General features: G+C 37.9%; 1 protein-coding gene. It reads right to left on the bottom strand.

Features of this window, described 5'->3' with window-relative positions; translation table 11 throughout:
• Window positions 1–188: 188 nt before the first annotated feature.
• Window positions 189–14615 (bottom strand): right-handed parallel beta-helix repeat-containing protein, encoded by a 14427-nt coding sequence (locus MRU_RS00435; protein ID WP_048812337.1) that lies wholly within the window; start codon window positions 14613–14615, stop codon window positions 189–191.
• Window positions 14616–15022: the final 407 nt, after the last annotated feature.

Below are 15022 nucleotides of genomic sequence, written 5' to 3'. Positions count from 1 at the left end.
TTATTAAGTTAAGAATAAAATAAATAGAATCAAAGTGTTTAAATAAAAAAATAAAAAGAATCAGCTTTTAAAATAAAAAATAAAAGCTGAAATTAAATATTGTGTTTTATACCATACTAAGCAATTAATCAACTTAAATAAAATAAAAGAGAGGGATTTGGCCTTAATTGACCAAACCCATTTAATATTTATTTAATAGTTAATTTACCGCTTGCACTAGTTGCCTTAAAGGTGTCGTCTCCTGCGTATTTTGCTGTAAAGCTGTAAGTTCCTTTAGTGTTAAGGCTTACTTTTACAGTTGCTACACCTTTTGCATTGGTCTTGCCAGAGTATGTCTTACCGTTTACAGTAAACTTAATAGTCTTATCAGCTATTAGGTTTCCATTTGCTGTCTTAAAGGTAGCGGTCAATGCTTTTGTTTTTGCGCTAGCCTTATAAGTCTTGGAAGTTGTAGTAATCTTAGGACTTTGTTGTTTTACTGTAATCTTTGAAACGACAAATGAACCGTTGTAGTTGTCATCGCCTAGGTATGCGATAGCGAATGTGTAGGTTCCTTTGTATGCGAGGTTGATTTGTAGTTTTACATCACCTGTTTCATTAGTTGTACGGTTGTATACTCTGCCGTTGAATCCGATTTGTACGGACTTGTTGACTAATGCATTGCCGTTTGCGTCAACTAGTTTTACGTAGAAGTATTCTCCGATTCTTCCATCATCTTTTGCAACTGCAATTGTGTTCATGTCTTCACAAACGATTTGAGATGCGTTTCTTACTGGAGGAACTTCAATTGTCTTGTTGATTTCTACGATGGTTTCGATTACTGTTAGGCTCATTGAGCTTGTTACAGTAGCTTTGTTAGAATCTGTGTAGGAGACTACTGCTGTTGTGTTTGCAGATACAGGAATAGTTGCTATTCCGTTTGCATCTGTAGTTAACTTAGTTTCTTCGCCATTGACATTAGCATCAAGTGTAGCGTTTGCTATTGCGTTGCCGTCAAGGTCCTTTAGGGTTGCAACGATTGAGCTGCCGTCTTCAGTGCTTAAGGAGATTGTAGCGTTAGCAACTACTGGAACAGGAACGATTACTTCTTCGACTTCAGTGACCACTTTAGTGGAGTATGAAACTGTAGCGTTGTTTGCAGGATCTGTGTAGCTGAACTCTACAGTGTTGTTTCCTGTGATAAGAACGCTGCATTTACCATCTTCGTCGGTAGGTATTTCCATTTCCTCGCCATCTACAACTGCAATGATAGTAGCGTTAGCAATTGGTTTGCCGTCGCTGTCAACTAATGTAGCGACAATAGCATCGTCAGTTGTTTCAACAGTTAATGTTCCGTTAGCAACAACAGGAACGTCAACAGGAACTTCCACTTCTTTAGTTACGACTTTAGTGCTGTATTTAACAACTGCACCGTTTTCAGGGTCAGTGTATGAAAGCTCTACAGTAGCGTTTTCACCTACAGGAATGCTTACCTTACCATCTGCATCAGTTGTGAAGTTTTGTTCCTCACCATCGATTACAGCAGTGACAGTAGCATTTTCAATAGGGTTTCCGTCACTGTCAACTAAGGTAGCTTCAACAGCATCATCAGTTGTTTCTACACTCATAGTGCCGTTAGCAACAACAGGAACTTCAATAGGAACTTCTTTAGTTACCACATCAGTTACATATTTTAAGACAGCACCGTTTTCAGGATCTGTGTAGCTAAGCTCAACAGTTGCATTGCCATCAATAGGAACGCTTAGCTTACCATCCGCATCAGTTGTGAAGTTTTGCTCTTCGCCATTGACTATAGCAGAAACAGTTGCATCAGCAATAGGTTTACCATCAGAGTCAACTAAAGTAGCAACAATAGCATCATCAGTTGTTTCAACATCAAAGCTGCCATTAGCTACAGGAGGCTCAACAGGAACTTCGTGAGTGAATGCAACTATAGTGTAGTATACTGACTCTGTAGCGTCACCATCTGAGTATGTGATTTCGATGGTTTGATTTACAGTATTGTCGAATGGTATGATAGCAATTCCATCTTCAATAGGAACAACTGTTCCATCGTCATCATCACCAATGTAATAGGTAATTTCACCATCACTGACATCATCACCATCAACAGTTACGCTTACTTCAATAGAAGTGTCGTTATGAGATTCGACGATAATTTCAATTTCAGCAGAAGGATCCACACCACTAGTGGAAACTTTAACAGTGTGGTAGACAGTAGCTCCGTTTTCATCAGTGTATGAAAGCTCTACAGTGGTATCGCCATTGATAGGGATGGTTATATTTCCGTTCTCTCCAGCAATATATTCAACTGGATCTTCTTCACCGATAGTAACCATAATCTTAGCGCCTTCGAAATCGTCTAAGTTATCGTTGTATAAGAATACATCAATGCTATCTTCACGAACAATTACATCGAATTTAGCGTTATTGGCAACAGGAACAGGAGTTACTTCATTGTTTACAATAAAGTCATAATATGAAGACCATTCAGTGCCTTCCTTAGTGTAGCTGACCTTAATGGTTTGATTGACTGTATTGTCAATGTCAAATGATCCTTTACCGTTTGCATCAATAGGAAGGAGAGCTCCATCAGTGCTTCCAATGTAATATCTAACAATAGTATCGCCAATAGGCTGACCGTTAATGTCCTTCAAGGTCACTTCAATGGAAGTGCCATTTTCAGCAAGAGCCAATTCAATGACTGCACCTATAGGGTTGTCTACAAGAGTCTCTTCTACAAGTACAAATACAGTTAGCTCTGGAGCTTGATATTCGCTGTCAGCTAAGCTGATTGTAGCTGGATAAGTGCCAGCATCTAAAGTGCCAAGTGAAATTGCAGCAATACCGCTTGAATTGGTTTCGTTGGATAATGTGTCTTCGTTAATGAGCACACTAATGGTTTTGCCTGCAATAGGAGCTCCTTCCTCATCGGTAAGGGTTACAATAATTGTATTGTTTTCCATTGAAACATTCATCTTAGCCTTAGCCTTTTCTCCAGCAGTGAAACTAGTGTTCCATACAGCATCAGTGGATTTTACTGTGATACTGTTTTCACCTGCAACTACAGTGTATTTTGCAGTAGCCACTTGATTTTCAGTAGTTACTACAGGATTGTCAAATGTGCCTGTGGTAGAAGTGAATTCTACAGTCAATTCTTGAGCTAAGCTATCTGGCAATTCTAAAATGTCACTGCCATCAGTGTAATGGTTGAAGTCAACAGTCAATTCATATTCGTCTCCTGCTTGAATATCTTGAGTGCTTGGAGCGGTTACAGTCATAATAATCCAGTTAGATGCATCTGCAGAGTAAGCAAATCCTTGAGGATCGTCGTTAGTGCCCCACCAGTTGTATTGAGCATTTACTTCTTTGGATCCGCCATTGTAAACTGCATATCTTGTGCCATTTGTCAAGAATATACAGTAATTGATGGCAGTTGTACCTTTAGTGTAGATTGCATCTCCATAGTACTCATTATCATAGATTGTGTTATTGATGAACTCGGATTTGGTGATGTTTGCCACACCATTGATTCCAATATAAATTGCTCCTCCTTCTCTTCTAGCATTGTTATTGATGAATATGGATTCTGTTACATCCAAATTAGCTTGTGCAAAAATAGCTCCGCCAGAGCAGTAATATGGAGAGTTGTCTGCAGTGTTGTTAATGAATTCAGTACCTTTGACTGTAATGTTAGTATCTGTGTAACCGCGTACTGTGGATTGACGTACAAGGTTGTCATAGAATTTGGAATCTTCGATTGTTATGTTTCCTCTGCCTGATGAAACATAAACCACACCCATGATAGATGAATCATATGTTACATTGTTGCCTTCAAATATTGTATTGACAATATTTAAATTATTGTTTCCAGAGTGGGTGATTATTCCGCTTACAGTGTTGTTTGCAAATACAGAGTCTTTAATTGTTAAATTACCATAGTTTGAAATGAGCCTAGCCATTTCATGGTTGATTCCAGCAACTGTAATGTTGTCTAAGACTGCATTAGCTGCATAGCTGTAAACAACTGCGCCATACATAGCAGTTACATTAGCAAGAACAAGGTTATGCAATTCGAAATTGGATACAGTAGTACCATAGGCCATATTGAATAATCTGTTGCCTTGGTTTTGAGCATCGAGTATTACATCTCCTTCACCAGTAATGGTTAAGTCTTTGGTAATGTTGTATCCGTCAACAATGTATGTGCCTTCCTTAATGATGATTTGACCAGATCCTTCTTCAGCTGTAGCGATTTCAATAGCTCTTGCAAGGCTTGCTACAGGCTCATCTTCAGAACCTTCATTAGCGTCATCACCATCTTTGGAGACATATACAACTCCAGTGAATGGAACTGGTTGTTCTCCAACATTAATCAATATAGTTTCAACTGCATTTTCGCTTGTTACAGTTATTAATGCATTAGCATTAGCTGCAGTGAAAATTGCTTCGCCAGTAGCTCCGTTAGCAATGGTTAATGTTTCAGGTGCAACAGTACCATTATCTACAGAAAGTGCTACACTGTAGGATTCTCTTGGAATAACTCCACCGGTTAATTCTTCAATCTCACCAGCGGTAGTGTTTACATGGTTAAAGTCAACAGTTAATTTTACTTCTTCTCCAGCAAGGATTTCAGTAGCGTTTGCTTCTACATTCATGATGACCCAATTGTCCATAGTGATGTTTGTACCGAATATGGTAGTGCTTGGGTCGTTGGTTCCCCACCAGTTGTTGTTGATTAAAACAAGTCCAGGTTTTTCATCTCCATAGGTTGCAGTAACGGTATTGTTAATGTTGATTTCGTTTACTACAGAAGAGTAAGACATGTTTAAGATGGAGTTTTCCAAGTAGATAGCAGGAGCTGCTTTATCCCTACCGATGTTGTTTTCAATAATAGAGTTTGTAATTGTTACTTCAGAAGGTTTTACAATTACTGGGTTGTATTGGATATTGCCTCCATGGATTGCAATAGCTGCCTTATCGTATTTAGCAGAGTTGTTTGCAACAATACAATTGTCGATTGTTGCAGTAGTGTTCTGCAAGTAGATAGCACCAGGGTGGTAGGTTGCATTGTTGTCTGTAAAGTTGGAATCTTTTATTACAACATTAGTTGCTTGCAAGTAAAGTGCAGGAGCATTGTTTGCAGAGTTGTTTGTAAAGCTTGAATCTTTTATCTCTACAGTGAGCCCTTCGCCATAAGCAGCTTGATATGCGCATAAAGCAGCCCAAGTTGCGTTGATGTTTGTGAATTCACAATTGGCTACAGTTAGGTTGCCAATAGCGTAGTATGCATAGATAGCACCACCATTTCTTCCTTGCAAGTTATTGAAACTACAGTTTTCAACCAATACATCAGCATCGAATAAGTTGGAACTGCTGGTTCCTGCAATGAGTATTGCACCACCGTTTGCTGCAATGTTGTCTTCAAATGCAATGTTTGCAATAACAACAGCTTCAGTTGTGTTTACAATTATTATGCTTGTGGATTCGCTTACATCGCCAAATCTTCCAGCTCCGTTTCCGTTAACGACATGGTTGTTTCCTCTGATTATAACAGTTCCGTTACCTGTAATGGTAATAGGTATAGCAGAGTTTATTACAATGCCGTTTTCGTTATAGATACCTTCTTCAATGACGACTAAACCTGAAGCACCTTCAGCACCTGCAAGTTCCACTGCGTGTGCAATGGTTGCAACAGGAGCTTCATATGTACCTGCATTGGTATCAGCACCGGATGGTGATACATAGATAACATCTGCAACAGGTTGAGGAGTGTCGGTTATAGTTACTTTGATTGGAACCATTGCATTGCCTGAAATAGCATATACAGTGGTTTCACCAGTTTCTTCTGGAGTGTAGTAAAGGGTAGCTACATTGTCTACAGTAAGGTTGGATTCAGTAATTTCACCTTCATCTAAAGTCATTCCGAATACTTCTAGTTCTGGGAATTCTCCTTCCAAATCACCGATAGTTCCATCAGTGCTGTTGGTGTGTCTGAAGTTAGCAACGATTGGTATAATTTCATCAAGAGTTCCAGTGATTTCACTTGGATCTGCAGTTAGGATTACCCAACTGTCTACAGTGATTCCTTCGCTTACCCTATCAGATGGGTTTTCATTCGCTGCCCACCAGTTGTTGTTGGCAACTAAAGAACCGTTAGTGAAGTCAGAGACAATTAATTTTTCGCCAGGGCCCATGATTACAGAGTTGCTTATGCTTAAGACATTTACAGTTGTAAGGTCTTTGTTTGCAAATTTCATGGCGATAACAGAACCATTGTTAGCAGTGTTGCCTTGGAATATACAATTTGAAATTTGTACATTACCTGTTGTGGCCGCAATAGCTCCTCCACGACCTGATTTATTAGTTTCTTCATAATCAAGAGCAGTATTATCGATGAATCTTGAATTAGATGCATATAATGTTGCATTTGCATTTACAAAGATAGCTCCACCTTCAGCGTTGTAGTATTTACCGCCGAAAGCAGTGTTATTGATAAAGTCACAGTCAATTACATAGACAGCAGATTGAGCACCAGGTCTTACAGTACCGTTAGAGTATTGGTAAGCCATTGAACCGCTTGCATAGATAGCTCCACCAGAACCTCCGCTTGCAGAGGTAGCATTGTTTCCAATGAATTTGGTATTATTTATGACAGCCATGGACCCAATATTAGATCCGCTTACATAAATACAGCCGTTTTTATTAAAGTTGTTTACAAATGTACAGCCATCTACTATAATAACTGAATCTTTAGCGGAAATCAAACCATAGCTTGTTCCAGTACCTGCAGTGTTGTTTTCGAAGTAACAGTTGTTGAAGTTTGCACTTGCAAGTTCTACATAGATGACTCCGTTGGTACCAGTTACATTTCCACCGTTGCTTAAGAACTTACATTCATCGAATTTGAGACTGTCACCAGCACAGTAGATCAAGTGACCATTGCGGGTGTAGTTACCGTTTATGAATGTAATGTTTGAAATGGATACACTACCTGTAGACATGGAGAATGCCCTTTGACCGTTAGCATCCCAAATCACTTCTCCAAGTGCAGTGATGTTTAAGTCTTTGCTGATTGTGAGGTTGGATTCAACATAAGTACCTTCACCAATGAAGATTAAGCCAGATTTGCCTTGGGCAAGTTCAATTGCTTTTGCAATGGTTGCTACAGGTAAGTTTTCTGAACCTTCATTTTCATCGTCACCGTCTTTAGTTACATAGATAGGGCCTGCGTATTTTTCAGTTACCATTATTGTAACAGGTACGGTATTGGATTCTGTTGTGTATATGTTAACGATGTTTTCTCCAGCAAATTCAGGAGTGAATGCGAATTTAGCTTGTAAATTGCTGGTATCTGCTGTGGTTTTATCTAAAGTACCATTAGCCGCATTAGCATTTACAGTAAACTCTTCTGGTAAAGTACCTGCTAATGTTTCAATAGTGCCATCAGCACTCATAGTGTATTTAAAGTCAACAGTTATTTCTAGAGCTTCACCAGTGTATCCGATAGCTTCAGTTGGGCTGACATTCATGATTACCCAATTGTCTATTGTAGTATTGACATTGTCACCACTGCCTGCAGTTAAGTTAGATGGATTTTCATTGGTTCCCCACCAGTTACTGTTTGCAACGGTTACCCCTTGGCCAGGTACAGCACCGTATCCGGTAACTGTGCTGGTATTAATATTCAAAGGATTTAATAGAATGGAATTGGAGATGTTTAAGCTTGCCCTGTCAACGAATATTGCAGGAGCGACTTCATCTCTACCAACATTGTCCTTAAATATGGAGTTAGTAACTATTAAACTGGTTATAGGTTGATCTTTAACAAATTCAAGTTTAAATGCAGCAGCTGTATTTTTAGCACTGTTATTTATGAAAGAACAATTGTCCATAGTTCCAGTACAATTATACAATTCAAGTGCACCAGGGCTGTATGTAGCATTGTTGTTAATAAAGCTAGTGTTTACAATATTGATTGTATTAGCCATTAAGTATGCAGCACCACCATTATTAGCAGTGTTGTTTTCAAAGTTACAATTGGAAATCACCAAGTCAAGAGCATCTTCATATGCACAGTATGCAACAGTTAAAGCTCCACCCCCACTTTTTACAATAGAGTTTGTAAAGTTGGAATTGTTGATTACTAGGTTTCCTTTTAAGTATTTTGCATATATTGCTCCACCTTGACTGCCTGAAGCATCTGAGCTAAGATTATCAAAGTTACATTCATTGATTAAGACATTTGCATCCAATAATGATGAACCGGAAGTGCCTTGAACATTTACACCTGCACCAAATTTAGCCTTATTGTTTCTGAATGAGATTTTCTCAATTGAAACTTCACCGGATTTAATAGTGAAAATGCTTAATGAGGACAATCCTTCACCATCAATAACCACATCTCCTTGACCTTTAATGGAAATAGGGATTTCGCTATTTATAGTGATGTTGTTTTCATTATAGACGCCTTCAGTGATAATGATTTGGCCAGAACCTCTTTGAGCAATTTCAACTGCTCTTGCAATAGTTGCTACAGGAGCATCTTCGCTACCCTTATTTTCATCGCTGCCGTTCTTAGCTACATAAACAATTCCAAAGTATCCTTCACCAACAACGAACTTTACAGGAATGCTTAGATTTGCATTAGTGAAAGTTACGGTTTCTTCACCGTTTTGGCTTCCAGTGTAAGTGAATGTTGCGACATTGTTTTGAGTTTCAACTTCGCTTTGGTCTAAGCTGCCTTTGACTGCACTTGCAGAGACTGTAAGCTCTGGAATGGTGTCAGCCATTGTGTAGTTTGCAGTGCCATCAGTGTAGTGAGTGAAGTCTACAGTGAATGCTTGAGTAGCGCCTGAATCCAAGCTGTCAAGAGTGTCTGGACTTACAGTCATGACCACCCAGTTATTTAATTTGCTGTTTGAATTTACAAGGCTTGTGCCAGGCTTGTCATTGCTTCCCCAATAGTTGTAATCTGCAGTAATGACTTCACCATAGGATGATGAAGAGTAAACTCCATAATTGACATTTAAGAAAGCATTATAAGTTATATTAGCAGATTTACTGTTGGAATAAATAATTCCAGTGGTTTTTGTGGTTGTTACATTGTCGAATAGACATTTTGTAACTATATTATCACTTTGACCATAGAAGTAAACTACTGCACCGTCTCCACCTGAAACATTTATGAATTGAGATTCGTATGCACGAAGTCCTCCTTCGTATAAATAGAATAATCCATTAGTGCTTACATCAATATTAGTGAAATTGGTTTTGACTAGAGTAAATGTTGTTGTTTTGGATCTGCAGTTTATTAAACCAGTAGCTGCCTTAATATTGTCGAAAGCTGAATTTTCAATTGTGATGTTTGAGCTTCCAGTAGCAACATAGATTGCAGAGCCTAATCCTCCAGTAGCTTTTAAATCCTTGAATACTGAATTGTTTATTACCAAGGAATCGCTGTATACATAAATAAATCCACCGTTGGAACTTGCTGAACCATTGATGAATGTCAAATTATCTAAAATGACATTAGCCCGGGTATTGAATATTTGGTTACCATTACCATTTAAGACGATAGAACCTGATTCATTTGCTTTAATGGTTACAGCCTTATTAATTATAAGATCACTTACATCATAAGTTCCAGCATCACCGTAGATTACATCTCCAGCACTTGCTGCATCAACAGCTTCAGCCAAGGTCTCATATCCGCTTCCGCCTTCAATGAACCAGTGAGGAACTGCAGGGTGAACAATACCTGTAGCAACTACTCCACCATTATCTAAAGAGTATGAACCGGAAATGAGAATGTCTCCAGTTGCATCATTAGGAACAGTGTACTGGGTTTCCAATTGAGCGTCAGTAGATAAGTCAACGGTTGCAATGGTTTCGCCGTTAGCAGTGAATGTTACAATACCTCCCTTAATGGCATTTCCTTGATCATCAGTAAGGGTAGCAGTTAAGTTAACCTCTTCTTCAAATTCTGCACTTATAGTGCCATTAGCAAGGAATATGAGAACAGAGTTTATGCTGCCTCCTGCAAGATAAATTGTTTCGTTTGCAGGGATTGTGTTTTCAGATACATTTACAGCACCGTTTTCAATGTAGATTGCTTCTCCTTTGTTTGCTTTATTGTTATCAAATTCGTTTGCAGAGATAACTACAGGGCCAGTACCGTTTACATAGATGGCACCGCCATAAGTAATCTCATTATTATTGTCGCTGAATTCGCTATTTGAGATATTAGCTTCACCAGCCACATAGATAGCTCCACCATATTTAGCCTTATTATCACTGAATACAGAGTTAATAACGGTTAAATTTGAACCTGCAGTTGTAGCAATTGCACCACCGTAAGCTGCAATACAATCAGAGAAAACCACGCCATTGACAGTTAGATTACCGCCATTTAGATAGATAGCTCCACCAATGCCATTATCTTCATCAACCTTAGCATTGCTTAAGATAATGTCTTCTATGCTTAAAGTGCCTGTGACAGTGAATATAGGTCCCTCTTGTCCGCCATCAATTGTAACAGTATTGTCTTCAGCTCGGATAGTTATATTGTCTGAAACTGTTAATCCATGTTCTGCGTAAGCATCATCACTTGATAAGAGATAAATGACGTTTCTTGTTGCATTCGCTTGAGTTAAAGCATGTGCAATGGTCTTATATGGACTGTTTAAAGTACCTGGATTAGTGTCTGAACCATCTGTGGATACAACGAGCAATATGGATGGGTCGATTACATTAAGAGTCAATTGGGCAGGACCTGGAGTGGCTGTAATGTTTACCTTTCCCACGCTTGTTGGAGTGAATTCTGCATTAGCTTCGTTATCTTCAAGAGTTACAGTGTTAGGAACGATAGTTCCGTTTGTAACATTTAAAGTGAATGTGTATTCAGGCATTATGCCTTCAAGAGTAAGGTTTTCGCTTCCATCGGTTCCTACAAACTGTATAGCAATGTCTGTAGGATTTCCTACATATGCTGTATCGCTTGCAGAGGACAATTCTACAATAGTCCAGTAAGTGTAATTAACATTGCTTACATAACTTGTAGGCTTGCTATTGCTTCCAAAGAAATTATAATCTGCAGAAATTTTTGAAGAGGAACTTCCATATAAAACATAATTATTGGAATTGTTTGCAAATATATTATAATTTACATAACCTTTTGCACTTGCATCTATTATCTTATTTGAGTTAATATTCATAAATAAGGATTGGGTAATGTTATAACCGCCGCTTCCTCTGTAATAGACAGGATGGGCACCAGCATTACTTATATTTATAAATTGACACTCAGATATGAATAAAAAGCCTCCATAAGACCTAATGTAAATTAAACCATAATCACTTGTAGAAGTGGAACCGAAAATGTTGGTCACATTGGTTTTAACTAGGGATACATCACCATTTGAGTTAATTAAGCCTCCATCATATGCGCCTGTAATGTTATCGAATAGAGAGTTTTCTATAGTTATAGCACCTGAACTTGAAGATTGATAGATCATTCCTGTTTTAGGAGCAGTTAAGTTTCTGAATTCACTGTCCTTGATATTAATGTTTCCGCCATTAGCATAAATGGCTACAGCATATGTGTAAGTACTTGTAGTGGTAAATTTAGAATCCTTAAATGTACATCCACTTATATTAAGGTCATTAGATGCTGAACCGGATAAATAGATAAGGCCTCCGTTAGTGGCAGTGGCCCCGTTAATGAAAATCAGATTTTCCAAATTGACTGAAGCAGAGCTTATGCTAAGTATCCTATCAAGATTACCATCTAAAGTAACGACACCGGTACCATTGTTTTTAATGGTCAATGCCTTGTTGATGGTCTTGCTGCTAATCACTTCAGTGTAGTCCTCTGGAAGGTCGTAGTAGATAATGTCTCCAGCGCTTGCACCATCAATGGCATCAGCCAATGTTTCGTATCCGCTTCCCCCTTCAATGAACCAATGAGGAACTGCAGGGTGTATCTTACCGGATATGACAGCTCCGCCATTGTCTAAACTGTATGAACCGGAAATTGTTATATCACCAGCGGCATCATTAGGAACAGTATATTGGGTTTTCAATTGAGCGTCAGTGGATAAGTCAATAGTTGCAATGGTTTCACCGTTAGCGGTGAATGTTACAATTCCGCCCCTTATATTGTTTCCATCTTCATCGGTAAGGGTAGCTGTTAAATTGAGAGTTTGTCCAAATTCAGCAGCAATGGTTTTTCCGCCTAAGAAAGTAAGAGTGGTTTTTAAGCTTGCACCATCAAGATATATTGAATCATTTTCACCCATTGTGTTTCCAGATAAGCTCACATTAGCGTTTTTAATATAAATGGCTTCTCCCTTATCTGCAGTGTTGGAAGTGAAAGTGTTATCCTTGATAGTTTGATTGTTTTCACTGTCAATGTAGATTGCTCCACCATTAGTAGCATGGTTGGAAGTAAATTCGTTGGATTCAATATCAGCAACGCCTGCTACATATATGGCACCTCCATCTTCAGGATCATTGGAGATAAACTTATTGTTTGTAATATCAGCAACGCCTGCTACATATATAGCACCGCCATTGCTTGCATTATTGTCAATGAACTCAGAATTGGAAACTGATAATTGAGAACCTGATAAACTAACAATTGCACCGCCAGATTGGGCAGTTGAATTGTAGATTTTAACATTGTTTAAAGTTAATAAGCCGCTATCAAGAGATATTGCGCCTCCATTGCCAGTGGACTTTCCATTAATTAAGGTTAAGTCTCTGATTATAGCGTCTTTTTGTACAGTAAATATTCTTCCTTCGTTGTTTGCATCAATGATTACTTCTGCGTTTTTATCAGCTTTTAAAGTAATGTTATTTGCAATTATTAAACTGTTTTCTGTGTAAGTGCCTGATTTGATAACGATAATCTTTCCATCGGCAGCTACATTAATTGCTTGTGCTATGGTCTTATAAGGATGTTCACTGTCACCAGGACCTGTAGCATTGCCGTTTAGGCCATCTACATAGATTAAACTTGCAATATCCGCCTTCACATCAAAGGAGAAAGCATCTCCAGTGGAAAAGGTTAATGTTTCATTTCCATCAACAGTTGCAAGATAGTTAATGGTTCCTTGACCATTTGCAACGGTTACAGTAGATGGATTTGCTTGATTAAGAGCATATGTTACGCCAAAGTCAACATCAGGCATGCCTTCCACAGCACCTGTTTCATTGTTTGTAGTTTTATAGGTGTTTAAATTAACAGGTATGGCTTCTGATACGCCAACAAATGCCATTTCAGGAGTATCTACAGTTAATATAACCCATTCAGTTGTTTTGGTGTTAGGCCTTTCATTGGTTCCCCAGTAGTTGTCGTCAGTGCTGATTGCAGCTCCGCTGAAGCTACCTAATGGAACGTCGTTTCCATTTGCATATTTGTTGTTCATGATTACATTGTGGTCAATGTTGTGAGTACCATATACGCAATTGAAGAGACCGATGCTTCCACCAGCAAGGACATTGTCCTTAATTACTGATTGGCTAATGTCAATGTTGGATGCAGAATTGGAGCTGGTTCCACTATAGAACATGAAAGTACCACCATTTACACCATTAGAAGAAGTATTGAGATAATTACCTTCAAAAGTGGTGTTAATGACTTTAAATGCTCCTTTAGCTTCGATCAATGAACCCATAGCACCGATATTGTCAACAATTCGGGAATTCTTTAAAGTAACATTGGTTTGAGCTTGGTCGGCATAGATAACAGACCTTAAATATGTTGCTGTACCTACAGAAGGATCCATATAGGAACCGCGTATTTCAATATTATCCAAAGTAACTGGACCTTCACCATATAAGTGAATTATGGAAGATGAACTTGAATAAGTACCGAAACAGTCTTCTATAAGAACATTGGAGATTGTCCTTGTTCCAGTGGAAGTTATGTAAATAGCACCGTTTTTAGAACCGATATTTTTGAATATACAGTTGTTTATATTGAAAACACTGTCTATAGCAAAGCATCTTACAGCCGCACTTGTACTGGTAGTACTATTGAAATCACAGATAGTCAAGTTTTCAATAGTCCATGCAATGTTATCTTCGTAAACGTTGATACCATATGTATCAGAAGCGTGAAGAATCGCTCCTTCTTTGCTTTCACCAATAAGATTTACGTTTTTAGCTGCAGGACTTTCGATTTTGCTAATATTATAGTCACCGTTTGCAACATTAATAGTAAAATCTGTACCAGCGGTAGCATTTACAATCTCAACTGCTTTAGCAAGACTAGCTACAGCAGTAGATTGAGTTAAACCGTCATTTTCATCGCTACCAGTAGTCGCCACATAAATGTTAGTGGATGTGCCATCTTTCAAGACATTTGTAGACTTGGTAGCGGGTTCTTTGTTTAGTTCTTGGCTTGTGTTTGCTTGAACATCATTGGAGACTGGCTCGCTGACCGTACTTATATCTGTAGGGTCACTTGCATCTTCAGTGATTGTGTCAACTGCTACAGCATCTGTGCTAACATCATCGACTGAAACGTCTTCAGCAGCACTTACTGCACCAATCAAGCAAGTAAGAAGAACTAAACATATGAATATACGTTTAAAATCACTTTTCTTCATATTTGTCACTAAAATTAGAAAATTGTCTTTAACTGGAATAATTGCTTGCATTGATGATAAGTCTATAATTATCTTAAAAATTGATTAGTAAAAGATTAATTAAAAAAATAAAAAAAAGTTTATATTTAATTAAAAAAGTCGAATAAGACAGAATTAACTGTTTAAATCAAAAGACTTGAATAAAAATAGCTAATAATTATTAAAATCATAGCTGAAAAAATAGTTAAAAACTATTAAAATCAAATACCTGAAAAAAAAACAACCCTTAAACTGTCTAAAGCTATAAACTTCTTTAAAAAAATAATAAACTAATTTTAATTAATTTAGTAAGGTTTTATTAAGAGAAAAAATATTCTACTAATCAATTTAAAAAGATAATGAATAAGCTTAATATCAATAAACAAAGC

Origin of the sequence: Methanobrevibacter ruminantium M1, assembly GCF_000024185.1 — an archaeon.
GTDB lineage: Archaea > Methanobacteriota > Methanobacteria > Methanobacteriales > Methanobacteriaceae > Methanobrevibacter > Methanobrevibacter ruminantium.
The sequence above is the reverse complement of the archived record's forward strand: the minus strand, read 5'-3'. Positions and strand labels throughout refer to the sequence as shown.

What these genes read in the sequence shown, in the direction of transcription:
- MRU_RS00435 (WP_048812337.1), bottom strand. Translation starts at nt 14,615, where the DNA reads ATGAAGAAAAGTGATTTTAAACGTATATTCATATGTTTAGTTCTTCTT.